The 25,088-nt window shown below is 52.6% G+C and carries 21 protein-coding genes and 2 tRNA genes; 4 read left to right on the top strand and 19 right to left on the bottom strand.

Annotation, left to right across the window (positions count from 1 at the left end; all coding sequences use genetic code 11):
- Positions 1 to 35 precede the first annotated feature (35 nt).
- On the top strand, positions 36 to 1,217 hold the full coding sequence (locus tag GO013_RS08305; RefSeq protein ID WP_163810045.1) for a hybrid sensor histidine kinase/response regulator: 1,182 nt from the start codon (positions 36 to 38) through the stop codon (positions 1,215 to 1,217).
- On the opposite strand, the gene GO013_RS08300 is transcribed toward GO013_RS08305, so the two are convergent.
- The 11 genes from GO013_RS08300 to GO013_RS08250 all read right to left on the bottom strand — a co-directional run bounded on the left by GO013_RS08300 (position 1,214) and on the right by GO013_RS08250 (position 13,008).
- Entirely contained in the window at positions 1,214 to 3,076 is a 1,863-nt protein-coding gene (locus GO013_RS08300; RefSeq protein ID WP_163810043.1) for a chloride channel protein, read from the bottom strand. The two genes, GO013_RS08305 and GO013_RS08300, sit on opposite strands and share 4 nt — an antisense overlap.
- A 4-nt stretch (positions 3,077 to 3,080) precedes the next feature.
- Positions 3,081 to 4,058, bottom strand: coding sequence for a bifunctional riboflavin kinase/FAD synthetase (locus GO013_RS08295; RefSeq protein WP_163810041.1), 978 nt, complete (start codon positions 4,056 to 4,058; stop codon positions 3,081 to 3,083).
- 68 nt (positions 4,059 to 4,126) lie between these two features.
- Positions 4,127 to 5,569 carry a M48 family metallopeptidase gene (locus GO013_RS08290; RefSeq protein WP_163810039.1) on the bottom strand — a complete coding sequence of 481 codons (1,443 nt, stop codon included), beginning with the start codon at positions 5,567 to 5,569 and terminating at the stop codon, positions 4,127 to 4,129.
- 128 nt (positions 5,570 to 5,697) lie between these two features.
- A complete protein-coding gene (rho, locus tag GO013_RS08285) occupies positions 5,698 to 6,945 on the bottom strand; it encodes a transcription termination factor Rho (RefSeq protein WP_275406345.1) in 1,248 nt (415 codons plus the stop codon).
- 411 nt (positions 6,946 to 7,356) lie between these two features.
- Positions 7,357 to 7,872: a CarD family transcriptional regulator gene (locus tag GO013_RS08280; RefSeq protein ID WP_163810035.1), complete on the bottom strand. Its 516-nt coding sequence runs from the start codon at positions 7,870 to 7,872 to the stop codon at positions 7,357 to 7,359.
- A gap of 90 nt (positions 7,873 to 7,962) precedes the next feature.
- Positions 7,963 to 8,646 carry an aminoacyl-tRNA hydrolase gene (pth, locus tag GO013_RS08275; protein WP_343219549.1) on the bottom strand — a complete coding sequence of 228 codons (684 nt, stop codon included), beginning with the start codon at positions 8,644 to 8,646 and terminating at the stop codon, positions 7,963 to 7,965.
- 59 nt (positions 8,647 to 8,705) lie between these two features.
- A complete protein-coding gene (locus tag GO013_RS08270) occupies positions 8,706 to 9,347 on the bottom strand; it encodes a 50S ribosomal protein L25 (protein WP_163810033.1) in 642 nt (213 codons plus the stop codon).
- A gap of 77 nt (positions 9,348 to 9,424) precedes the next feature.
- A complete protein-coding gene (locus GO013_RS08265) occupies positions 9,425 to 10,366 on the bottom strand; it encodes a ribose-phosphate pyrophosphokinase (RefSeq protein WP_163810031.1) in 942 nt (313 codons plus the stop codon).
- A gap of 30 nt (positions 10,367 to 10,396) precedes the next feature.
- Positions 10,397 to 10,471, bottom strand: a tRNA-Gln gene (locus tag GO013_RS08260).
- Positions 10,472 to 10,678: 207 nt separating this feature from the next.
- On the bottom strand, positions 10,679 to 11,545 hold the full coding sequence (gene ispE, locus GO013_RS08255; RefSeq protein WP_163810029.1) for a 4-(cytidine 5'-diphospho)-2-C-methyl-D-erythritol kinase: 867 nt from the start codon (positions 11,543 to 11,545) through the stop codon (positions 10,679 to 10,681).
- 47 nt (positions 11,546 to 11,592) lie between these two features.
- The gene (locus GO013_RS08250) at positions 11,593 to 13,008 is read right to left on the bottom strand and encodes a Do family serine endopeptidase (RefSeq protein WP_163810027.1); all 1,416 of its coding nucleotides are present in this window, start codon (positions 13,006 to 13,008) and stop codon (positions 11,593 to 11,595) included.
- 187 nt (positions 13,009 to 13,195) lie between these two features.
- Between GO013_RS08250 and GO013_RS08245 the strand changes: the two genes are divergently transcribed.
- A tRNA-Arg gene (locus GO013_RS08245) sits at positions 13,196 to 13,272 on the top strand.
- Positions 13,273 to 13,321: 49 nt separating this feature from the next.
- On the opposite strand, the gene GO013_RS08240 is transcribed toward GO013_RS08245, so the two are convergent.
- Positions 13,322 to 13,936 carry a CatB-related O-acetyltransferase gene (locus GO013_RS08240; protein WP_163810025.1) on the bottom strand — a complete coding sequence of 205 codons (615 nt, stop codon included), beginning with the start codon at positions 13,934 to 13,936 and terminating at the stop codon, positions 13,322 to 13,324.
- Positions 13,937 to 14,267: 331 nt separating this feature from the next.
- Here GO013_RS08240 and GO013_RS08235 point away from each other — a divergent pair, with 331 nt between their 5' ends.
- Positions 14,268 to 14,870 carry a nucleoside deaminase gene (locus GO013_RS08235; protein ID WP_163810023.1) on the top strand — a complete coding sequence of 201 codons (603 nt, stop codon included), beginning with the start codon at positions 14,268 to 14,270 and terminating at the stop codon, positions 14,868 to 14,870.
- Positions 14,871 to 14,919: 49 nt separating this feature from the next.
- On the opposite strand, the gene GO013_RS08230 is transcribed toward GO013_RS08235, so the two are convergent.
- Positions 14,920 to 16,599 (bottom strand): methyl-accepting chemotaxis protein, encoded by a 1,680-nt coding sequence (locus GO013_RS08230; RefSeq protein ID WP_163810021.1) that lies wholly within the window; start codon positions 16,597 to 16,599, stop codon positions 14,920 to 14,922.
- 465 nt (positions 16,600 to 17,064) lie between these two features.
- Between GO013_RS08230 and GO013_RS08225 the strand changes: the two genes are divergently transcribed.
- Complete coding sequence (locus GO013_RS08225; protein WP_163810020.1) at positions 17,065 to 17,313, top strand: hypothetical protein; 249 nt, start codon at positions 17,065 to 17,067, stop codon at positions 17,311 to 17,313.
- Positions 17,314 to 17,391: 78 nt separating this feature from the next.
- Here GO013_RS08225 and GO013_RS08220 read toward each other — a convergent pair whose 3' ends face one another.
- The 6 genes from GO013_RS08220 to GO013_RS08195 form a co-directional block, all read right to left on the bottom strand.
- Positions 17,392 to 20,319 (bottom strand): PAS domain S-box protein, encoded by a 2,928-nt coding sequence (locus tag GO013_RS08220; protein ID WP_163810018.1) that lies wholly within the window; start codon positions 20,317 to 20,319, stop codon positions 17,392 to 17,394.
- 193 nt (positions 20,320 to 20,512) lie between these two features.
- Entirely contained in the window at positions 20,513 to 22,195 is a 1,683-nt protein-coding gene (locus tag GO013_RS08215) for a DEAD/DEAH box helicase (protein ID WP_163810016.1), read from the bottom strand.
- Between the two features lie 201 nt (positions 22,196 to 22,396).
- Positions 22,397 to 22,615, bottom strand: coding sequence for a translation initiation factor IF-1 (gene infA / locus GO013_RS08210; protein WP_163810014.1), 219 nt, complete (start codon positions 22,613 to 22,615; stop codon positions 22,397 to 22,399).
- A gap of 96 nt (positions 22,616 to 22,711) precedes the next feature.
- The gene (locus tag GO013_RS08205) at positions 22,712 to 22,975 is read right to left on the bottom strand and encodes an RNA-binding protein (protein ID WP_163810012.1); all 264 of its coding nucleotides are present in this window, start codon (positions 22,973 to 22,975) and stop codon (positions 22,712 to 22,714) included.
- A gap of 253 nt (positions 22,976 to 23,228) precedes the next feature.
- Positions 23,229 to 23,528, bottom strand: coding sequence for a hypothetical protein (locus tag GO013_RS08200; protein ID WP_163810010.1), 300 nt, complete (start codon positions 23,526 to 23,528; stop codon positions 23,229 to 23,231).
- Between the two features lie 23 nt (positions 23,529 to 23,551).
- Entirely contained in the window at positions 23,552 to 25,087 is a 1,536-nt protein-coding gene (locus GO013_RS08195) for a sialidase family protein (protein ID WP_163810008.1), read from the bottom strand.
- Position 25,088: the final 1 nt, after the last annotated feature.

Below are 25,088 nucleotides of genomic sequence, written 5' to 3'. Positions count from 1 at the left end.
TTCACCTTTGGCAAGGGCGTGATACGCTGTCCGGCATGGCTCCTCGCGAAAAAATATTGATTGTCGATGATCTGCCGGAAAATATTGATGTCATGGTCGAAGTCCTGCAATCGACCTATGATCTCATGGTGGCGACGGATGGACCAACGGCGTTGGAACGGGCCAGGGGCGTTACTCCCCCTGATCTCATCCTTTTGGATGTGATGATGCCGGGGATGGATGGATATGAAGTCTGTCGTCGTTTGAAAGCCGACCCGGGGACCCGGGATATTCCGATCATCTTTGTCACGGCATTGGATGATCCCGAGAAAGAAGCCAAGGGGCTTGAGTTAGGGGCGGTCGATTATACCACCAAACCGATCAGTCCTCCGGTGGTGGCTGCCCGTGTCAGGGCGCATCTGCAACTCATTCAGGCACGTCAGGTTTTGCTGCAACAGAATGATATCCTTGAACAGCGGGTCAATCGGCGGACCGCCCAAGTGGTTCAGGCGCAGGCGGATCGTGTTCAAGGATTGCATAATTTTGCCAATGCCATGGCCCATCAGATTCGTAATCCCATCATGACGTTGGGCGGTATGTCGCGACTGTTGCTTAAGAAGGTGTCGCCAAACAGCCCCTTGTGTGACTATGCCCAGGCTGTTCGCGAAAACAGTTTGCGCTTGGAACATCTTGTCGGTGTTATCAGTGAATATGTGTCTTTGACCGTTGGAGAACGGCAGATTGTGGCTGTGGGGACGCTGGTTGACAACGCTGTGAACGTGGCGCGCGATATTGCGGACGTTTTGGGGAAACGGTTGGATTGCTCGGTTATGGTGGCCGATGGTGAATTGGAGGTCGATGCGGAACTGGCCGTGGTGGCGATCACGGAAGTGCTTCGCAATGCGATTGAATTTTGTGAAGACGAGGCAGTGACGGTGAAGATTGTGGGTGGGCTGGGTGTCTGCGCGAATTCCATGACGGCCTCCGAGCAGTTTTACGCACCGGAAAGTCGGTATGGTTTACGGATAACCGATGCCGGGCCGGGAATTTCGGAAGAGCATCTGACTTTTGTGACCGATCCATTTTTCACGACCAAGGCGTCAGGGGTGGGCCTTGGGCTGACACGAGTCAAACGGCTCATGCACGAAGAATTTGGCGGCGAACTCTGTGTGGAGTCACCGCCAAATATGGGAGCGTCAATCACGCTGCATTTTGTGCTGTATTCAACGTCGGACTAATCGTTTTCCGCATCTCGTTTGACGTCAGCTATAGCTTCGGCATAGGCCTTGAACACGTTGTCCCGGTTGATGAGACCAACAATTTCATTGGTGTCTGTTTTGGAGACGACTGGAATCTGTCCGTAGTCCGTGTTCACGAATCTGAGTAGGGCCTGATACAGATCGTAGTCCGGGCGGACATAGACCGGGCGGGACATGAGGTCTCGGACCACCACCAGATCGTGCAGCTCTTCCTCGAACATCCAGTTGCGGACATTGTGGATCGAAATCATGCCGCAATATTCGCCGTTTTCCGCCCGTCGTACCGGGAAGTACAGTTGGTCCGAGTTGGCGAGAATGTCAGTCAGGGCCTTGAGTGTGGTCCCTTCTTCCAACACGATCACATCGTCCGGATCATAGAAATCGGAGACGTGCATCTGTTCCAACACGTTGATGGTCGCGTCTTCGGTATGGGCCGGAGAGTCGAATTTGTTTTCCACCTGATGTTCATACAACGAATAGTTGCGGCCAAGGACAATGCACATGGCTGAAGCGAGCATGAGCGGCGCGAGCAGGCCATAGCCCTGGGTCAGTTCGGTGACCATGATGAGCGGGCCGATGGGAGCGTTGGCAACGCCAGCGAAAAATGCGGCCATACCCACAAGGATATATGCGCCGGGTTGGGTGACGATATCCGGGAAGAAATGATGACCGGCTTTGCCGACCAATCCACCGGACATGCCGCCCACGAACAGGGCTGGAGCAAACATGCCGCCAGACATGCCGGAACCGATGGTGATGGATGTGGCAACGGTTTTGCCGATGATGATATAACACATGCCGAGTGCGGGAATCTGACCGAGAATAGCCAGTTCGAGCCAGCCATATCCACCGGACAGGATGCCGCCCGTGACCAGACCGTCGGTCGCGGTGTAGGGATACGCAATACCCAGAATGCCCATGGCGAGTCCACCAAGTCCCATGGACCAGATGATGCCTATTTTTTCGCGAAGCGGGAAAAAAATGTGATATTTGATGACGTAGAATGTCTTGATATACATCCAGCCAACAGCAGCGCAGACAAAGGCGAGCAGGGCATAGAAAATCAATTCACGGGGGTCATGGAACGAAAATCGGGGGATGCCAAAGATCGGTTCGGTGCCAAAGAAAAAGGTGAATATGGAATAGGACACTACGGAACTCATGACTGCGGGCAGAATGGCTTCGGCCTCGAAGTCCTCGCGGTAGATGACTTCCACGGCTGTGAGCGCGCCACCCAACGGAGCGCGGAAAATCGCTCCCAGTCCGCCAGCCGCGCCGGACAGCAGGAGCAGACGGCGTTCCTTGGCTGAAAAATTGAAGATCTTGGCAAGCCATGCGCCAACGCCGGCTCCCATTTGGGTGATCGGTCCTTCTCGACCAGCAGAACCACCGGAGGCGATGGTCAGGACAGAGCAGAGTCCTTTGATGATAGCGACTCGTGCCTTGATGATGCCGCCATTATTGTGAAATGCGTTGATGGTGGCATCGGTTCCGTCTGTTCCGCCGTTCATGGTTTCCGGGATGAATCGTTGGACCAGCCAGCCAGTGAGCAGGGCAGTACCAGTGGTGAAGACAGGGATGATCCATGGGCGGAATTCGCCGGTGGGACCGTGAAAAATCCCTTCACCAGCTGGTTCCACGGCAGCAATACCAGCCAGATTGTTCTGGATGATGAATTTGCCGAGTTCGACGAGCCAGAAAAAACCGACCGCGACCAGACCGGACATGACGCCGACCAGAACGCCGATGGTCAACCACCGGAATGAGGTGACCATGCGGTAGGACTTGACGAAGTCCCCCCAGTAATTGATGAGCTTGGAAATGACTTGCAGGGGCATCGGGCTATCCGTCAGAGCGGCCCACGTCGGGGTGCGTCAGTTTGATGGATGCTTCGGGTTGAGACAATAATTGGCGTCCCAGCTCGATATCCTTGGCAATGCGGTCCTTGAGTTCGTCGAGTCCGTTGAATTTCTTCTCATCGCGGATGCGTTGGACAAAGTGGACCTGAATATCTTCGCCATAAATATCGCCGGTAAAATCGAGAATATGCGGTTCCACGGACAGGGCATCGTTACCGAACGTCGGGTTCTTGCCGATGTTGGCTACACCCTTGTGAATGACATTATCCACCTCGACCCAGACGGCATAGACGCCGGGTTTGGGAAAGAGTTCATCCACCAGTTTGAGGTTGGCCGTGGGAAATCCGAGCAGTTTGCCGCCCCGATTCATACCATGAACGACTTCGCCTTTGACTTGATAGAATCGACCGAGCAGCGAACGGACAGCCCAGACCTTTCCGGCCTGGACGAGATCGCGGATACGGGTGGAGCTGACAATGGCGTTGTCAATGGAAACAGGGTCCAGACGATCGACGGAAAAGCCATGTTTTTCACCGAGTTGGGTCAGTGTCTCAAAGTCTCCGACCCGAGCTTTTCCCAAATGATAGTCGTACCCTATGATCATTTCTTTCATCCCCAAACCGTCCACGAGGTATTTCTTGACGAATTCCTCGGGCGAGAGCCTGGCCATATCCATGGTGAAATTCAACAGGAGACAGGCCTGGGGACCGTATTGGGAAATGAGATCGATTTTTTGGTCGGTCAGGGTAATGAACGGCGGTGTCTTGTCATTGCGGAGAACTCGGAGCGGGTGTGGCTCAAAGGTGACAACCACACTGGTGAGGTCCTGTGATTTGGCACGTGAGCACGCCAGTTCAATGAGTTTCTGATGTCCTTTGTGGACGCCGTCAAAGTTGCCGATGGTCACGCATGACGCACCGACCACGTCCTGAAGTTCCGCTATAGTCCTTGCGACGATCATGATAGTCTGTGTCCCTGTTTGAAAAAAAAAGCAACCTACGCCAAAAAGGCGCGGTTCACAAGGTTGGCCTATTTTGTGAGTTCGGCTCTTTCCTTGATACGTTCTTCGAGTTGTTTGACCGTTTCTTTTTGGGCATCGGTCTGTGCCAGTGCCGTGGCCTTTTGGGCGTGCAATTTTGCCTTGCGCATGTTCATGGAGTAAAGACCGCCATAGGCAAGGTGGACATTGCCGCCAAAGGTGTCGCCGGATTCGCCAAGTATCATCCCCAGATGATGATGGACTTCCCAGTCTTCCGGGACCAGTTTTTCGACTTTTTGCATGTTGGCGATCGCCTGCCGGTATTGTTTGGCTTCACTTTGCAACCGGGCAAGATAAAACAGACCGATGGCATCCCTGGAGTTTTGGATGGTGGCCTTTTGCAGCAAGGGGAACGCCTTGTCCGCCTGGCCTGTCTTGAAATAGAATATGCCTGCCTCGCGGGAGATTAATGGATCGTTGCTGTCTTGCGCGAGTGCGGTTTCAAAGGCCTTTTGGGCCTCATCCATTTTTTTGAGTCGGGAAAGAGTAATGCCTCGACCAGCATGTTCCATGGGCGTCAGGCCGGTGGCCATTTTATCATTCCAATATGCCAACGCACTTTTAGGGGGGGACATGTGCCCACGAACGAGCACCTGTACCCGGTGCAATCGAGTGTTGTCATCCGTGCGTTGAGAAAATTCTTTGGGCATTCGGGCAATTCGATCATTGAGATAGGTAATACGGTCATCGGTGCCTGGGTGAGTGGAAAGATATGCCGGCATGTGCGAACCGGAATCAAACCATTTATTTTTTTGCATGATTTCGAACATCTGGGGCATACCCTGAGGATTGTATCCCGCCTTGACCAGTGCGTTGAGACCCACGTGGTCCGCTTCGTTTTCATCCTCGCGAGAATAATTGAGCATGGCTTGGGTCGCTGCACCAGAGCTGCCCATGGCAATGGCAGTGCCAATTTTTCCTGCATCGCCGCTTCCGGACGCGATGCCAAGGAGCAATCCGGTCAAGACACCAACGGTTGAAAGCAGGCCGATTTTTTTCTGTTTTTCGATACGGTGAACCACATGGCGTTGGGAAACGTGTGCCAATTCGTGAGAAATAACGCCGGCCAACTGTGCTTCCGTGGTGACTTCTTGAATAAGGCCGGTAAAAATGTAGATGAATCCGCCGGGAATGGCGAAAGCGTTCATGATCGGGTTGGCGATGACCGCGCTTTTGACCGTGTAGGGCATGGGGCGTTTACCGTCCACGATGCGATTGACAACATCGGTGACGAAATCAGTAATATACGTATCACCCACCATGCCCATTTGGCTTCGGATGACCTGATCGAACTCCCGACCAAGTTTATTCTCATCGCGGAGTGTCAACTTTTCGCCCAGTAAGGGGTTGGCCTGTGCATTGACCATGGGGGTAAAGGTCAAAAGGAGGGCCGCAAAGAATGCGGGCAGTAGTGTGCAAATCCGGTGTGTCATAGTCCTTCCATGTCGTGCATGTTTCACAATGAATCATTTGAACGGGCAAGGCAACCATGTGCACCCGGTTGCCGAAAAAAAGGCGCGACCACAGGTGATCGCGCCAATGAGAGACCTGTAAAAGAGAATTATCTGGCCATGGAATCCAGGAAATCTCGATTGGTTTTCGTGTTTTTCATCTTGCCACGCAAGAATTCCATGGAATCGATGGAATTCATGGGCGAGAGCAACTTTCTGAGGATCCAGACACGGTTGAGTACATCCGGTTCCAACAACAATTCTTCCTTGCGGGTGCCGGAGCGATTGATATCAATGGCAGGGTACACACGTTTGTCGGACAGATGACGGTCCAGATAGAGTTCCATGTTGCCGGTGCCCTTGAATTCTTCGAAGATGACTTCGTCCATGCGGGAGCCGGTGTCGATGAGTGCGGTGGAGATGATGGTCAATGATCCGCCTTCTTCGATATTTCGGGCTGCGCCGAAGAACCGTTTGGGGCGTTGGAGTGCGTTGGCGTCAATACCACCGGACAACACGCGACCACTCGACGGGGTGACGGCGTTGTACGCACGACCGAGTCGGGTGATGGAATCCAGCAGGATGACCACATCCCGTTTCCGTTCCACCAGCCGTTTGGCCTTTTCGATGACCATGTCCGCAACCTGAACGTGGCGCTGCGGAGGTTCATCAAAGGTGGAGCTGACGACTTCTGCCTTGACCGTGCGCTGCATGTCCGTCACTTCCTCAGGTCGCTCGTCAATGAGCAGGACAATGAGGTCCACCTCAGGGTGGTTGGCATTGATGGAGTTGGCGATGGTCTGGAGCATGATGGTCTTGCCGGTTCGGGGTGGGGCCACGATAACGCCACGTTGTCCCTTGCCGATGGGAGCCAATAAGTCGATGATGCGGGAGGAGTAATTCTTGTCCCCATTTTCCAGTTTGAACTGTTCTTCGGGGTAGAGGGGGGTCAGATTGTCGAAAAGGACGAGATTTTTTGAGTGTTTCGGATCTTCAAAACCGATTTCAGAGACGCGGAGTAGAGCGAAATATCGTTCTCCTTCCTTGGGTGGGCGAATCTGGCCGGAAACCACATCCCCCTTGCGAAGTCCGAAGCGACGAATTTGGGATGGCGAGACATAAATATCATCCGGTCCGGCCATATAACTGTACATGGGGGAGCGGAGGAACCCGAATCCATCGGGCAGAATTTCCAGAACACCTTCGCCGAAGATTTGTCCGTCCTGGGATGCACATTCCTGCAACAGGGAGAAAATCAGCTCCTGTTTCCGCATGGTGCTTGGGTTTTCAACACCGAATTCCATGGACAATTCAGTGAGGTCCTGCATGGACTTGAGTTTTAATTCGGTGAGGTTCAGGCTGCCGCCGTTGCCATTGCCGTTCCCGTTTTTAGTACCAGAGGGTTTTGGGGCGACTTTTTTGCCTCGTGGGGGTCTTTTAGGGGCGGGACCTTTGCCTTTGACGTCTTTGCCAGGTTTTTTATTGGCCATAATCGAAAAATGGGTGTTGAGGTTGAAAAAGTATTATAAACAAGTATTCAGTAGACGTATTTGAGCTGTTCGAAAAAAGGGGTGTGTATACGAGTGAGACAGAACCGTCCTCTATGGTCGGTTCACAGGGTAATACTATAAAGCATACCTCTCGTTGAAGTTGTGCTCACAGTCTTTGAAGTCTTTTACAGAAAATCTATGATAGTGGGAAAATAACTACACCGCGACGCGGCATCTTGAATAGGATGTACATGAAAGAGCGGGCCTTGACAAGCCCTGTTACTCGTCTTTCTCCTGTGCTGCAATGACGTCGGCAAACATCTCATTGATGTCTTCTTTGATGGCTTCCTGATCGCGGCCAACAGAGTATGCCAGTTCCATGGAGACCAATCCCATTGCCTGTTCAAGCAGACGCCGTTCACCAAAAGAGAGTTCCTTGTCGCGACCGATCAGAAAGAGTTCTTTCAGGACATACGCCACGTCAGCAAGATCGCCACTTTTCAGTTTTTCGGAGTATTCACGATACCGTCGGTTCCAGTTCTGTCCGGTATACCCGGTGAAACCGGCCCGATCATTGAGGGATTCGAAAATTTCCTGTCCCAGACGCTTGCTGCACACGGACCGGAGTCCGACATTTTCCGCATTCGCCACGGGAACCATAAGGGTCACGTTGTTGCTCAAGATGCGGACTATGTAAAAGTCGGCTTTAACACCGCCGATCTCCTGAGATTCTATACGCTCGACGCGACCGACTCCCTGAGACGGGTACACAACCAATTCATTAACCTTGAACACTTGGACCTAAGCTCCTTGAAAAATGCTTTATTACACACGGCAGAAGAACATCATACCGAAAATACGTGGAGGAGTCCACGGTTACTATATTTACTCTTCATCCAGGGAAAAAGAGTTGATGTGCTGGGTCGCAAACCCCATGCCGCGGCGGTAGAAAATATCTAATCCCTTGGATGCGTGCGTGATGATTTCGGAAAGATGTTCGACATTTTTCGTTTCAAACGGTTCCAGAACCCAATCACTGATCGGTTTGTATGTATCAACCGGACGACCGACTCCGAGTCGAAGCCGATAGAATCCGGGGGTACCGAGTCGTTCCTGAATCGACGCCAATCCGTTGTGTCCGTTATTTCCGCCGCCCTTTTTCAATTTCATTCGGCCAACTGGCAGATCAAGTTCATCATGAACAACGAGCACATCGTCGGGTCGAATGCCGTGACGGCCACAAATCTTTGACACCGCCTTGCCGCTCAGATTCATGTAGGTCATGGGCTTGGCGAGCAGGCGATAGGCCCCGGCGAATTTCATGCGCCACAATTCGTAGTCCCCTGATTCGTCGATCCGTTCCAGTCGCATGGATTTACGGTCGGCTCCCAGACGCAACAAATGATCCACGAGCATGAACCCGATATTATGTCGGGTTTGTTCGTACTTGGGTCCGGGGTTGCCCAGACCAATAATTGCGCTTTTGTACTCCATAATCAGGATGTATTGTGTGAGAGTTTCAGGTGGCTCGGCAGGGAGCAGGATAGCAGCCTCTGTGCGTCGAGGCAAAAAGAATCCCGGAGTGCGAAATCACACTCCGGGAAGGATTCATATTGTACGGAGCTGAATTACTCGGCCTGAGCCTCGTCAGCTGTTTCGACAACGGTTTCAGGTTCATCGGTATCGGCGTCGAGTTCTTCTTCTTCGCGTGCGGGCTGGATACCGACAACAGCGTAGTTTTCATCGAAGACCGGAGAGACACCTTCTGGGAACTGGACGTTGGCAATATGGATGGAGTCCATGATGTCCAATTCAGTGATGTCGATAACGATGGAGCTCGGAATTTCAAGCGGCTTACAAATGACCTCGATGGATTCACGGAAGAGTTCCATGATACCGCCGAGCTTGACGCCCTTGGAGTCTCCAACGATTTCGAAATGAACGTGAACCTTGATCTCCTTGTGCAGATCGACGCCAAAGAAGTCCACGTGTTCGGGGACGCCTTTGACAGGCTCGTTGCGGACGCGCCACAGCAGGGACGGCTTGGTTTCGGTCTTGCCGTCTTTTTCCAGGACCAGTTCAAAGACCTGTGCGTTACCCAGAGAAGCATAGGCTTTCTGCAAAGGGACCATTTCCACCTTGACGGGGATGTTTACACCTTCGGAATCGTAGTAGATGCCGGGGACCATGCCTGTAGCACGGAGACGACGGTTGGGGCCTTTGCCTCTTTCACTGCGTTCCTGAATGTTGAGTTTCAGCAGTTCTGCCATAATGTTTCTCCTGTTACGCTCTGGCCGTTCACTATAAACGGACGCTCACGCTTTAAATGGTCTGTGGGATAATTCCCTTAAACGAAAAGTACGGACACGGACGATTCCGTGTGGACATTATTGATTGCTTTCGCCAACAAGGAAGCGACAGAGCGCTGTTTGATTTTCGAACAGGCCTGAGCCGCTTCGTTGAGCGGGATGGTGTCAGTGACAACCACTTCGGAAAATGCGGATTCTTCAAGGCGTTTGATGGCCGGACCGGACAAGACCGGGTGAGTCGCACAGGCCAGGACGTCTTTGGCACCGTTTTCCATGATGACATTGGCGGCGGCACACATGGTACCGGCGGTGTCGATCATGTCGTCGATAACCACGGCGACCTTGTCTTTGACATCACCAATGATGTGCATGGCCTTTGCCTGGTTCGGGGCATCCCGACGCTTATCGACAATGGCCAGTGTGGCACCGAGGCGCTTGGCGTAGGCCCGAGCGCGTTCAACGCCACCGGCATCCGGTGAAATGATGACGAAATCTTCTTCGTTCCGTTCCCGCAGGTGTTCCAGCAGGGCCGGAGCAGCAAAGAGGTTGTCAACGGGACAGTTGAAGAAGCCCTGAATCTGGCCGGCGTGCAAGTCGATGGTGACCAGACGTTGCATCCCTGCGGTTGAGAGCAGGTCAGCGACCATTTTGGCGGAAATAGGGGCGCGAGGAACGACTTTGCGGTCCTGACGGGCGTAGCCGAAATACGGAACGACCGCTGTCACGCGGGATGCGCTGGCGCGTTTGAGTGCGTCCAGCATCAGACAGAGTTCCATGAGGTGGAAGTTGACCGGTGAGCAGGTGGGCTGAACGACAAAGACATCGTCACCACGGACATTTTCACCAATTTCAATGCGAATTTCTCCATCGGAGAACCGTTCACGCAAAACCGGGGACGCTTTGGTCCCCAGGTGTTCACAAATGGCGTCGGCCAATTTCGGACTTGCAGATCCACTGATGATCTTCAGTTCACCATGCATGATGACTATTACCTCGAGGTTGTAAATAAGTGGCTGGGGCGGGAGGATTCGAACCCCCGAATATCAGGACCAAAACCTGGTGTCTTACCACTTGACGACGCCCCAGCAAAATGTGCCGTGCCCGGTTGATATCCGCGTTTCGTCCACGGTATGGTGTGATACGGTAAGGATATACCCGCACACTGTCCGTGTCTTTCTGTCGCGTGTGCTCTTTTGGCGAACTCTGTTTGGTTATCAGTTGCTGTTTTTCAAGCCGCTGACATCAGTGTTTCGAAGAAGCACGCGATACAACCGTTTCGTTGATGGATCTACTTAATGACATTCCATCATGAAAATTTCAATTCCCTCATTTTCGAGAGCCGTGGCGGCCAGTGCTGCCGTAGTCCGTTTTTGAAAAAGTCCAAAAATGGAGGCTCCCGAACCGCTCATGGCGGCTGTCTCAGCTCCCAGAGTGATGATCTTTTCTTTTATTTCCCGAAGTCTTGGATATTTATCAAAGACAATGGGTTCAAAATCGTTCGTCATTTCTTTGGCTGAAACGGGAGATGGAGTCTTAGTACCAGATTTGCTGGTTGTCAAGGATTCTCGTTGCTTTGCATCGGGATTTTTTTCATCCCAGGCAGCGAAGGCCCATGGGGTGGAGACTTCAATGTCCGGGGATGCTATGAGTAGCGTCATTTCCGAAAGGTTGACCGACGCCGGTTCGAGTTTTTCTCCAATGCCTTCGGCCCAGGCCGGGCCATCCATGAAAAAGAAGGGGACATCGGCTCCCAAAGAGGCCGCTAATTCAAGCAGCTTTTCAGGAGACAGGGCCGCGTCACCTGCTTCGGAATTGAGCCATTTGAGCATGGTCGCGGCATCGGAACTGCCACCGCCAAGTCCGCCACCCATAGGGATGTTTTTTGTCAGGGTGACGAATATTCCAGGCTGAAAGCCAGTGGTCTGCCCGAATTTTTTCCAGGTTGTATACAGAATATTGTCGGTTGTTTCCAAGGCTGGTTTTTCTGGACAGCGGATATAGAAATGTTCGTCATGTCCCGGTTCGATCTTGATGAGATCACAGGGCATGTCCACAGGGAAGAAGAGCGTGCGAAGTTCGTGATAGCCGTCAGGGCGTCTCCCGCGTATTTCGAGATGAAGATTGATTTTGGCAGGGGCGATGAGTGTTGCTGAATTCACTGGATATCCTTGAAAAAAGGGGCTTCGTTTGAAGCCCCTTTGATGTGTTATTTGTCGAGCGGCAGTGCGATGAAGCTGTTCTGGCCCTGTCGTTTGATGAGGAGCATGACCGCGCCGCGATCCTTGTCGCGTTCGATGACTTTTTGTAGTTCGACCACGGTGTTCACGTCCTTCTGGTTGGCCTGGATGATAACATCGCCTTGGCGAATGCCTTCCTCTCCGGCCGGGGTGTTGCGATCAACAGTGACCACAAGCAATCCCTGTGTCGTCTCCAACCCGAGGGCCTGCGCTTCCTGATCGGTCACGGATTTCAACTGCATACCCAGGACCGCACTGGTTTGGGTTGGGCCTTGTTTATTGGGACTCATGGCGGCCAACGTTTTTTCACTGCGTTCGCCCAACGTGACTGTTTTAGTCACTGTCTTGCCATTTCGCCAGAGGTTGAGGCGGACTTTTTCGTTGGGAGAGAGATCCGCGATCTTTTTGAGCAGGTCGTTGTTGTCTTCGACCTTATGGCCGTTGACGCCGAGGATGACATCCCCTTGCTTGAGTCCGCCCTTGGCAGCCGGGGAATTCTTCCCGACCGAGGCGACCAATGCGCCGGTGGGTTCGGACAGACCGAGCGCCTTTGCCTGGGTTTCGCCAACACGTTGAATGGTGACACCGAGCCAGCCGCGTTGGACGGTTTTGCCCTGTTTGAGCTGGCGGATGATTTTTTCAGCCTGTGTGCTGGGGATGGCAAAACCGATGTTGTCGGCTGCGGCATTGATGGCGGTATTGATGCCGATCACTTCGCCGCGCATGTTGAGCAGCGGACCGCCGGAGTTACCGGGGTTGATGGACGCGTCGGTCTGGAGGAAATTGTCAAACGGTCCGGCACCGATGATGCGGTGCTTGGCGGAGATGATGCCTGCGGTGACCGTGTTGTCGAGGCCGAACGGATTGCCGATGGCAAGGACCCATTCACCGACCTGGATGGTGTCGGAATTGCCGAGCGGCAGTATCGGGAGTGGTTTGTCCGCTTTGATTTTGATGACTGCCAGATCAGTTTCGCGATCCGCGCCGACCACGGTGGCTTCGTATATTTTTTTGTTGTCCTGGAAGCGGACAGTCACTTTGTCAGCCCCTTCGATGACGTGATTATTGGTCACGATCAGGCCATCGGTGGAGATGACGAAGCCGGACCCCTGTCCCAACTGTTTGCGGGGTTGGCCCTGTTGCTGTCCAAAAAATTGATCGAACCGGTCAAAAAATTCGCGGAACGGGTGTCCTTCGGGAACTTGTTGCTTGAATTGTTGCCTATGCCCAGGCGCGGCGGTTTTTTCTGTTGAGATAAAAACAACGGCCTTTCCCGCCTTGGCAGCTAATTCCGTGAAAACGGGAAGTCCATTGGCGTGAGCCGCCAGAGGGACGGCCATGACAACGGCAAGTGCGAGAATCAATGTTTTAAGTTTGCGAATCATAATGGCTCCGTTATGGATTCTTGAGGAAACAGGATGGCGGCATACAGCCGCATTCGGGAACTATAGGCCTTTTTTTTCGGTTGTAAACAGTGTGAATGAATTTGCACGCAAGAAAATGTGCATTGCACAGGTTTGGCGATGAAACACTTGCCTTTTCATCCCCGGTCGGATAGGAGAAATTCCCCGTGCCCCCATAGCTCAGGTGGATAGAGCACAGGATTCCTAATCCTGGTGCCGCAAGTTCGAATCTTGCTGGGGGCACCATATTTTGAAAGGCTTCAGGGAAATCCCTGAAGCCTTTTGTCGTTGAGGGCTATTCCCCTGCGGCGCACAGTCGGTCGATGTCGTGACTACAGAGCGCATCAAGGTGTCGTTTCACCTTCTCTTCAGGCCAATCCCACCATCGGAGTCGCAACAGCCTGTCAATGTCGTCATCGCTGAATCGTTGTCGGATGATCTTTGCCGGATTGCCTCCCACGACCGTGTAGTCCGGCACGTTTCGCGTCACCACCGCCCGGGCTGCGATGATTGCTCCGTTGCCGATGGAAATGCCGGGCAGGATCATGGCTTCGGTGCCGATCCAGACATCATTGCCGATGACGGTATCCCCTTTGGGCGTGTACCCATCTGCGGCTTCGGCAAATTCCGGTCTGTAATGGAATGGGTATGTGGAAATCCAGTCATGCCGGTGGCCCTGATTGCCTGCCATGAGAAATATGGCTCCAGAACCGATGGAGCAGTATTTGCCAATGACAAGGCGGTCAACATCGTCCCGTTCGGGATGCAGATATCGCACGTTTTCTTCAAAGTGATGTCCATGATAATAGCCGGAATAATAGCTGTGTTGTCCGACCTGGATATTCTTGTTCGTGATATGATGGCGTATTTCATACCCTTCGAATGGTGATTCAAATGGCGTGTTTTTCATTGTTCTTCTCCTGTGGGTGATCAGCGAAAAGACCGAATTTGTTCGGTCCAAAATGGGGTGCTCGTTCATATGGTGTGAACGATTGACAAGTGGGGGAGGAGGAGAAACGGTCAGACCGCAGTCTTGATCCGACGCGGAACGCGTCTCACTGCATGAAAAGGAAGGATTGTATGATACCGTGTCTTTCGCATGCATTGAATGTATGCCGTGGCATAAGCGGTGTCAATTTTCATGGACCAAAGTGGATTCCGGTCTGTCGGTTGTACTGGGCTTGCCTTCTGTTCGGCATGACGATAGAGCTTCGCCAACCAAATCATTGTGGAGTTATTGCATGAAAAATTCGACCTTTTCCGACCTTTCATTTTCTCTTGATATGCCTGAATGGGCTGCGGATGCGCTGGGTGCGCTCCCATCTCATTTGCCCACGCCGGAAGCGCGTATGGCAGCCGTGATTGAGTTTTCTCGGCAAAACTTTTTACGCAACACGGGTGGGCCGTTTGCCGCCGGTGTTTTTGAACGCGATTCCGGGCGGTTGGTCGTTATCGGAGTGAACCGGGTCATGCCGTTCAATTGTTCGTCGGCCCATGCCGAAATCATGGCCCTGTCTCTGGCGCAGAAGATGCTCGGGACCTACGATCTCGGAGCCGAAGGGGTGCCCGCCCATGAGTTGGTGGTGAACTGGCGACCGTGTGCCATGTGTTTGGGTGCGGTCCTTTGGTCCGGGGTGCGTTCCCTTGTCATTGCGGGGTCCGGTCCAGAATTGGAAGATATTACCGGATTTGATGAAGGGCCTGTCAGTGAGCAGTGGCGGACGGAGTTGGAACGGCGTGGAATTTCGTTGACCGACAATGTTTTGAAAAATGAAGCCATCGCCGCCTATCGGGAATTCACCGCCTTACAAAAAACGGTGTATAACGCGCGACAGGGAAAATAAGGGTAAACGAGATCCTCACGCCGGGCTTTTCCGACGTGAGGATATATTTCTAGATGTCTTTCTGATCGTTTTTGAGAGAATTGATCAATGTTTTGAGTTGGACTGACTGCGAGGCCAGATCCATGATGGCTTCCGTGGCCTGTCCCATTCCTTCTGCCGTTTCGGAGCAGATGGTGTTTATTTCAGTAGCTGCTTGATTGATTTGTTCGCTGGCCGCAGATTGTTCTTCACTTGCCGTGGCGATCGACCGGACCCGGTCGGAACTGTCATTGACCAGACTGACGATATCCTGAAGTTCTTGTCCCGCTTTTTCAGCAAGCCCAGTGGTCTTGTTGACGACTTCATTGGTTTCGTTCATGTGGTCAATATTGCTTTCAGTCAATTTTTGAATCGAGCCGATGGTGCTTTCCACTTCCTTGGTGGCTGACATGGTCTTTTCCGCCAGTTTTCTCACTTCGTCTGCAACGACCGAGAATCCTCTTCCGGCCTCTCCTGCACGGGCTGCCTCAATAGCGGCGTTGAGTGCCAGTAGGTTGGTTTGGTCAGCGATGTCATTGATGACATTGATGATTTCGCCGATACCTAGTGCTCTGTCACCCAACGAATGCAGGCTTTCTCGCATGGTTTCGGTCTTGTTCGAGACTGTTTCGATGGCCGAGATAACCTCTTCAACGACGGTCAGGCCGGATTCTGCCACCTGTCTGGCATTCTCTGTCTTTTCAGCGGCGTTGGCAGCATTGGAGGCGACTTCAAGCACGGTCGCGTTCATTTCTTCAATCGCTGCGCCGGTCTCAATCGCCCGAAGTTTTTGTGTTTCAGCTCCGTTGGCCACCTGCTGGACTTGAGCGGCGAGTTGCTCACTTGCAATGGAAAGGCGGTGTGAGGATTCTTCCAGTGTGATTGCGGCTTCGTGTTTGGCGTCGTCGCCAGCCTGTATCGCGTGTGTCCTGGCTTCGATAGCTATTTCTTTGGCTTTTTGGGCCTGCTTCTCATGAGCTTGGGCGGTTTTGATCTGTTCAATCAGGTTCTCATTCAGGGCGTTGATTTCTTCGGTGCCTTTATCAATTTCAGCATGGAGGAAGGCCTTTTCGTCCTTCGCGTTCCGCCATGATGCCCAGAGGATGGGAATGAGCAGGACAAGCAGTCCGGCCCCCTTGCCGATTGTGCTGAGCAGGTGGGAAAAGAGCATGGCGTTGATGGCATCCATTCGGATGTCGGCTCCGACAATGTATCGAGTGCCGTCCGGTGCCGTAAAGGGGACCAGGATGGAATGGAAGTGGCCTGTGGCATCTTCAAAGTCGTCAAAGGTCGGTTTTGAGGTATTGAATGCCTTTTTCAATGTATTTGTGGCTTCGTCATACGGGGTCATGCATTGGATATAGGTCTGCGATGCAATGGCGTCCCGTGATGCGTTGGCACTGGTGAAAAGCACCTGACCATCCCGGTATATCATGGAATACAGGTTGGCGATTTTCGTATTTTTGATGGCATCGTTCAGATTGATGAGTGCCGTGGTATATGTTGCGTTGGTCGGTCGTTTTTTGGCTATGCCGACATGATATGTTTTTCCGAGAATCGCGGGAACGACATGCGCGGCGTTTTTTAGCTGTTCATTTGTCGATGTCAGAATTTGGTTCTTGGTGGAAACGTATTCAAACCCTGAGATGAGGCACACGCCAAGAATGTAGACGGCAAAGGCAATGGCCAACCGAAGTGCGTTTTTTTTCATGAGAGACTCGTGAGGTGTTGTACGGTGAATGGGGTGCAACAGGGGACGACTGGGCGAGGTGGTCTAAAATAGGCGTTCGCCGGATGCGATGAGAAGCGATGGTGGCCACCTGAACAACCCCGAATCCCTGCCAGTTATTTGTGAAGCGACCGGGAATCGATAACGGGAGTGTCGATATTCAGTCATTTTCATGAAGTCCTTTTGAAGGTGAGTCTGCTCGAAAAATCATGAGAGACGTCATGGTGAACCTATTTTCCGAATTCAATTTTCATGAACGGACTGAATTTATAGGGCATCCATACCGGGTCGTCAACATTTCCTCATATATTCAGGTGGAAAATGGTCTTTACGAAATGTCTGATTGTCGATCGAATATCCCTCCGCGATTATTGATGGCATGAAGCCTCTTTGTGCGTATTTTAAACGCTATCTTTTGTTTGTCGCAAGCATTGTGTGGAGCAGGGAATGAGCCTTGTTGTCATTTTCATATCTATGGTGTTTCAATTCGCTGCCGGAATCATGGCCCTTCGGCTGATCATTGACACGGGGCGGAGTCTGGCCTGGATATTTTTGGCTGCGGGCATCTTTGCCATGGCGTTTCGCCGTGTTCATGCGTTGTATGAGGTATACACTGGCGGTGTTGTTGGCTTCGATTGGAGATGGAACATCATTGTATCTCCATGCGTTCCACTGAGGACGAAGGGACCACCGTGACGGTTCGTCTTTCCATGCTGGGACGGTATGGGGCTGGCGTATGAACCGTGTGCCCTGCGCCGTTGTTTTACCGGTATGTTATGGAACACACGGGATGGAAAAGGAAAAGATACTGCCTGTGCCAATCGATGATTCCACCCAGATGGACCCGCCATAATGTTCCACGATTTCTTTGCAGATGGCCAGCCCCAGGCCGGTTCCTGTGTCTGAAACGTGGAGTGTGTCTCCCAAGGGGGCCTTGTGAAATTTCTCAAACAGGTGAGGGAGTTCTTCCTGGTGGATTCCCGGGCCGGTATCCTTGACAGAGAAGATGGTGCTTCCGCCTCTTTCCTGAAACGAGACGGTCACGCTGCCTCGGGTGGTAAATTTGTACGCGTTGTTGAGCAGGTTGATAAGGATCTGATGTATTTTATCAGGATCAGCATGGATGGGACGGGCCGATGCGGGAATGTCTGAAATGAGCTGAACCCCGGACTTGGCGGCAAAACTGCCAAAAGCGGTGGTCGTGGCTTTGGTGATGACAGCGCATGGATCAAGGGTGGTGTCATGCCACGCTGCCTTGCCTGATTCGATCCGGTTGATGTCCAGAAAATCGTTGATGAGCCGGGTGAGCCGCTCTCCCTCGGTGTCGATGATGGCGAGGTTGTTTTGGATACGACATCCTTTATCCTTGAGGAGCATGTTCTCTGTCAATGGATGAAAATAACGGGCAAAGTCTTTGGCGCAGAGTTTGGCAAATCCTCGGATGGACGTGAGGGGGGTGCGTAGCTCATGGGAGACGGAGGAGACCAGGGTCGATTTGATTTCATCCAGTTTGCGAAGTCGTTTATTGGCGTTTTCAAGTTCTGCGGTTTGTTTTTTGAGTTCCGCAGTCCGTTGATCGACTTTTGACTCCAGCTTTTCGTTCAGCCGGGTCAGGGATTCTTCGTTGGCCTTTCGTTCGATGGCCATGGCCACCTGTTCGGAAACTGCGGTCATGAAGGAGACATCTATTTCTCCATATTGCAGCGGATTGGCATAGTCCTGAACTGCCATGACGCCCATGATTTCACCGTTGAGTTTGAGCGGGACGCCGAGCCATGCTGCCGGCGTTGTCCCGATGATGCCAACATCCTGGGCCAGGGCCACGTCTTTGGGCCGGGCTGCGGAAAATCGGAGGGGTGCGCCTGTCCGGTAGACATGAATGGACAGGCTGTTCATGGTCGAATCGCTGATGCCGGTGATATCGAAGTAGTCGTCCTTTTCATCTCTGAAATAGACGAATTGCATTCTATCGAGTTTCTTGTTGACTTCGGCGATGAAGAAATTTTGGGTGTGGACAACTCCTTTGATAATGGCATGAATGGCTCGGTATAATTCCGAGAGATCATGTGTCATGGTGATGGCGGCCGAGATGGCATACAGGGCCTTGGTGGTGCTCTCATTGAATTTTCTGGTCGTGATATCTTGGAGAAAACCTTCATAATATTCGAGCTGGCCTGCATCGTCATAGATGGCGCGGGCGTTTTCGGATATCCATATCCTGGACCCGTCTTTGCGTTTGATATGGTGTTCGTAGTTTTGGAGTGTGCCTTTTTGAGCCAGCTCCTCAAGGAAAACATCTCGATCTTCGGGGTTGACCCAGAGCTGTTCACGAATATCAGTGATTGTTTCCATGGTGTGCTCAGGACTTTCATAGCCAAGACAGTGGGCCAATGCGGTATTCATGGTGAGGAACCGCCCACCGGGCGTACATTGATAGATGCCGTCCGTGGCGTTTTCGAAAATGGCTCGGTATTGTTCTTCGCTTTTTCGGAGGGCGTGTTCGGCCTGCTTGCGTTTTGTGATGTCCGTATGGGTGCCGGAAATGCGATAGGGGGTGCCGGTTTCATCCTTGGTGTTGCCTCCGCGTCCGAGTATCCATCGGATGGAGCCATCCTTGTGGAACATGCGAAATTCCACTTGAAATTGATCCTGCTTGCCTTCGGCACATCGGCGGTTGGCCTTGATACAACGTTCAAGGTCATCCGGGTGAACCTTGTTGTGCCATGAATCGACATGATTGGGGAAAGTGGCGTCGGTATAGCCGAGAATCTCCTTGTATCGTGGTGAATAATAGACGGCACCTGAATGCAGATCCCAATCCCATAGGCCGTCATTGGCACCTCGGACCATCAGTTCATATCGTTCATCACTTGCCCGGAGAGCGTGCAGGGCCTGGTCCCGTTCCGTGACGTCGATCAATGAACAGACCCGGTCTTCGGTGTCGGCAATGACACCGACAAAAACGTGGACTCGTTTGTGGGTTCCCGTGCGAGTCAAAAATGTGAATTCGTAGTTGTCGGGTGCCCCATTGGTCGAGAGAGTCCGGGTGGCATGGTAGGCCTTCATGCGGTCCAATTCTTCGGGGGGGACAAAATCCCACCAATACATTTTCCCTTCAACCTCTTTGCAAGAGTAGCCGGAAAGTCGTTCATATTGAGAATTGCAGGTGAGGATGACACTGTCAGCCGTGACGATTGTCATGGCCGTACCGGTATTTTCAAATAGGGTACGGTAGTAGTTTTTGCTTTTGGAAAGGGCCTTTTCCACCTGTTTGATGTCCGAGATGTTGACGACAATGCCCCGTATACCCGTCTGTTGCCCGTTTTCGATGATCGGTTGGGAGTACACTTTGACCGGAAAGCTGGTGCGGTCTTTGCGCAGGGCACTGTATTCCCTGCCCATGACTGGTTCTCCGGCAAGGATGGCCTGAATTGATTCACGAGCATGTGCGTATGAATCGGGATGGATAATATCGGAAAGGTGCAGCCCGTTTTTGATGTCTTCTCGTGAATACCCGTAGCTGCTGAGGGCATACTCGTTGGCATATCGTAGAGTACCGGTCGTATCGAGTTCAAAGATGAATTGAGGAAGTCCCTCGACAATCTTGCGATATTTGTCGTCTTCCGAAGTCGCAAGAAGGGCACGGAGCCTGTCGAGTTCCGCGATGAGTTCTTCTTTGGGAGTGTCATAATCGTTTTTCATTACTGCCTCACCGGCAAACTTTAGCAAAAAGAAATCAAGGTCGGCAATCAGAAAGAGTTTATTCGGTCAGAGTCGGAAGGCAATGGACGCAAATTGAGGCTGAGAATAGACAAAAGCCGGCGAATGCTGATGCATTCGTCGGCTTTAATTGTGGATTTGTGTTGGATGAATCCGGGCGAGTCCATGATTTGGACTATGAGGACGAAGAGTCCCTTTTCTTGCCCCGGTTCATGTAAGGCCGTTTGCCTGGGCGTTGGCCACCCTTTTTGTGAAAGTCGCGGCGATACGAGGGCTTTTTCTTATATTCACCAATGGAAATAAGCGGTTTGCCGTCGCGGCTGTTGACCTTGTTCATGACCTTTTCCGATTCGTGGGCGGGGACGGTGAACGTGGTCTTGTTGCCTTGGACCCGGACATGTTGAATAGACCAGGGTTTGATATGAGCTGCCTGGGAAACGAAATCGACGAATTCCTTGGGAGACATGCCATGGGCACGTCCAAGGGCGCAGACCAGATCGGTGCGGCCATGTCCGCCAGATTGCGCGTTGGCACTGTGACGGGTGATGTCGATTTCACGATAGCTTGAAGCATCCAGCTCATTGCCGAAGCTATTTTTGAGCAGGGCTGCCACGACTTCAGTCGGTTCGTGTTCTTCCAGAAGTTCTTTGGCCATGGCCAGGTAATTGCTGTGGCCAGCAGATTCCATGATGGTCTTCAGTTCTTCGACCACCCGGCTTTTCTTGGAGTAGATGACATCTTCAATACGCGGCAGTTTTTCTTTCTTGATTTCAATGCCGGATGTTTTGGAAATGTACATGAGGCGGCGGAATTCATTGGGCGCTATCAAGGTGATGGCAACGCCCTGTTTTCCGGCGCGGCCTGTGCGGCCTGTTCTGTGAACAAAGGTCTGCGGGTCCTGCGGCAAGGCAAAGTTGACCACATGCGTCAGGTCCGGCACATCGATGCCGCGAGCTGCCACATCGGTGGCCACCAGAATGGTCGCTCTCTTTTTGCGGAAACTTGCCAGAATCTTTTCGCGTTGTCCCTGTGACAGATCGCCGTGGATCGGTTCGGAAGGATATCCACGTTGGGTGAGTCGTGCAGCGACCCGGTCCGCGTCGGCGCGGGTTCGGGTGAAGACCAGACCATAGAAGTCCGGCTGGGCATCAATGACCCGGCACAGGGCTTCAAATCGGTCTGAATCAGCCATTTCATGAAAAATCTGACGGGTGAGCGGAATGTCGCTTTTTTCCGGTTTGACCGAAACGACTTCGAAATCGCCCATGAATTCCTTGGCAATACGCATGACCTCGCGGGGCATGGTTGCCGAGAAAAGCAGGGTGCGTCGGTCGTCGTTGGCCGAGGCCAGAATCTCACGAACATCATCGACAAAACCCATGTTGCACATCTCATCCGCTTCATCAAGGATGAAGAAATCGAGATTGTCGATCTGCAACGAGCCACGTTTGAGATGGTCCATGATACGGCCTGGTGTGCCGACAACTACGTCAACGCCTTGTCGCAACGCCTTGAGCTGCATGTGAATGGCCTGTCCACCGTATACGGGGAGAATGCGAATTCGTTTGCGGCCCTTGAGCGAGTTGATTTCCTCGGCGACCTGGATAGCCAGTTCGCGAGTGGGGGCCAGAATGAGCGATTGGACGTGGCGCACTTTTTCTTCAGCCGCTTCAATGACCGGCAGGCCAAAGGCCGCGGTCTTGCCTGTTCCTGTCTGGGCCTGGCCGACAATATCGACGGAGCCGTTGAGAAGTTTGGGGATGGTCAGTGCCTGAATTGGGGTGGGGTCCGAAAACCCCTTGGACTCCAGAGCGGTCAGCGTCGCGGCCGACAACCCGAGTTCCTTGAAACTGGACATAAAAATTCCTTTTAAAAAATATACGATGAAATCCGCTAATGGGACGTTAGCACAGATATCCGCAAACGCACAGACGCGCGTATGCGCATTCAGATAGGCTTGAGGAAGGCGGGAAAAGATGAATGGCTTGGGGGGAGAGGAGAATATGGAACCCGTTCTGCGAGTTCTTCTTCTCTCCTCTTTCCCCAACCGCCGAAATGACTACCGGGGACGGAAGGTGATTCTACCTCGGGTGAGATCGTATGGGGAAAGTTCCACGGTGACGGTATCGCCGGGCATGACACGGATGCGGAATTTACGCATTTTACCAGAGATATGTGCCAGGACCGTGTGACCGTTTTCAAGTTCGACGCGGAACATGGCGTTGGGCAAGGCTTCTTCAACTGTGCCTTGAACGACGATTCCTTCTTCTTTTGCCATCGAGTGCTTCCTCTTGTTTGTTGGAGACGGGAAAAGCCCGCCCTTTTTTGGACAGGGCGGGCTTGTTGTGTCGTAAATCGACGTGAGTGTCAACGTTTACCAGCGGGGACGTTCGGGGCGGGGGCGGGCTTCATTGACTTTGAGATTGCGACCACCAAAATCGGTGCCGTCCAGGTTCTCAATTGCTTCGAGCGCGCCGTGATCTTCCATTTCCACGAAACCGAAACCTCTGGGGCGGCCTGTCTCGCGGTCATTGATGAGTTTTACGGAAATTACTTCACCGTATGCTTCAAATGCTGCGCGTACATCCTCTTCCGTGGAACTCCAGGGCAGATTGCCCACATAAATGTTCTTAGCCATTACGTATTAAACTCCAAAAAAATAAAAATATAGACTTGGCGAATTTTCGCCCGGTGAAATAAGCGTTGAGGAAATTAAAGTGCGCGAGCCCTTCACAACCAATAATCATTTCACCAATTGTCAGTGAAATCCGGTGAAATACCGGCTGCATCCCCATGAATGCCACCGACCCCTGTAGTAAAGGTGCATACGCGGGGTGGTCTGAGCCGTCAAGAAAAAAAATAGCAGAGACGGCTGGCTCTTTTCTTTGGATTTAGATCATGAATTCCATGTCGTTGAATATTTTTTCTGCGTCATACAGTCCCGGATATCGGTTTGCAACTGTCTCCATGGTTGTGAAAAAGTTCACCCATTCAAGCACTTCGGCCACTTTTTTCTTGTTGACGAAAATTTTGAATGTAGTGCCTTTGGGACATTTGGTCAGGTTGATTTCAAGGGTGCCGTCGGGGGTAATTTCTGTCCAGAAAGCGGACCACGCTTTTTTGTCACCTTCGGTTTTCTTATATTTTTCGAAGTAGGCTTCAAAAATACGACGAATATTTTTCTGATCCATGAAATACCTCCGGTCGTCTGGGGTTAAAAATCCTCCAGCGAGAACCGTGTTCCCGCAATATGACTGGAATGGAGTGGCTCATATCCCGGTTCCGTGCCCCCGCCGTGATGATACGCACAGAAAAAAGTCCCATCCGCCAGCCGTGTCCATCCTGAATACCCGAAATCCGGTGTGGCTGCATGACGGTCATTGCGGAGTTCGAGCACGGAATCTCGAACCCACTGGTCCGGCAGTCCCTGTCTTGGTGTCCAGTGCCATCGCTCTTCCCGGTCAAAAGCCGGCTCGGTGACGTGCAGGCTGATGCGATGCCAGCAACAGTCAACGCCATTGTCTTCAAAAGGGGAGGGCGCGCCGATCATGATGGGGCGGGTCTCCGCATGATCCGGATCGATGGCAATCGTGGTTGTTGTGTCGTGATTGACTCGCGCGGTCACGAATCCATTCGCATAGTGCAATTGAATATGATTGACGGTCCCTTTTCGCAAGGGCAGGGCCTGTGCGTCGTATCCGTCTGGCGTAATATGGGTCGTTGTCAATTTCCACCATGTGCCCAGTCGGATGCCGCATCCGTTGGCATCTGCCGCGTGAACGGTGATATCGGTTTCAAGTGTGGCCGTGGCCGTGCGAGGATCTGTCATGGGACGTAGTGCGTATCGAACCACGGATTTTGTCCCTGGTGTCGTTCGGATGCGCAACCCTGCGTCGGTCAATGTGGGATTGGCTGGATTCGTGGTCAGTCCGTGGACCCGGAAGCCGGACATGAGTTCCTCCACCGAGCCGATCCAGGCGCAGGTTCCCTGATCCGGGCCGACGTTTCGGTATGTCACGAGCAATTGGCCGTCCGGCAGGGTGCCGAGCGTCGGGCGATGGCCGATGAGCGGGGTGGCTGTGGGAGCGGACCACGAAATCCCATTGTCTGTGCTGAGAACGCAATACATGGGTTCAAAGACGAAACTGTTTTCCCGCATGAGGGCGAGGATGCATCCGTTCGGCAATCGGGTCATGGACGCCTCGCACAGGACAAGATTGCGGTGTTGGGCGAGAATGGACCATGGTCCCCAGGTCTGTCCGTTGTCCGTGGACCGAAAGACCTTTTGCTGTGTCGGTCGCTGGCGGATGGCCGGGTGCTCGGTGGAGCCGATATGACAATGGCCGGTCGTCAAATATCCGGTGTCACCGAGGGCCATGAGCCGGTCGTGCATATCATGGCTCAGGCCGTGCGTGTGTATCGGCTCCCATGACTGGCCGTTGTCCCGACTGCGATGATAGACCCGCGAGCTGTCCGATATGATGAGGTCCCTGCTCGGTGTCATGACTATTCGGGGACAATGGCTTGACGTGGTTTCCGGATATATCGGTTCCGACCACGTCAATCCGTTGTCCCGGCTCGTTCTGACTACGAGAATCCGGCTGGTGGGCCGGACATGCTTGTCCGCTTCGTTGTATGCCACGACCAGGGTATTGTCTGGCGTTCGGATGACATCCGGGAAGGCGAGATACCGGTCTGATCTGCGGTCGATGACCACATGCCGGGTCGGATCGTCTGACAGACTGGCCATG

Origin of the sequence: Pseudodesulfovibrio sp. JC047 (assembly GCF_010468615.1) — a bacterium.
Classification (GTDB): domain Bacteria; phylum Desulfobacterota; class Desulfovibrionia; order Desulfovibrionales; family Desulfovibrionaceae; genus Pseudodesulfovibrio.
Note: the sequence above shows the minus strand (reverse complement) of the source record. Positions and strands in the feature narration are given on the sequence as shown.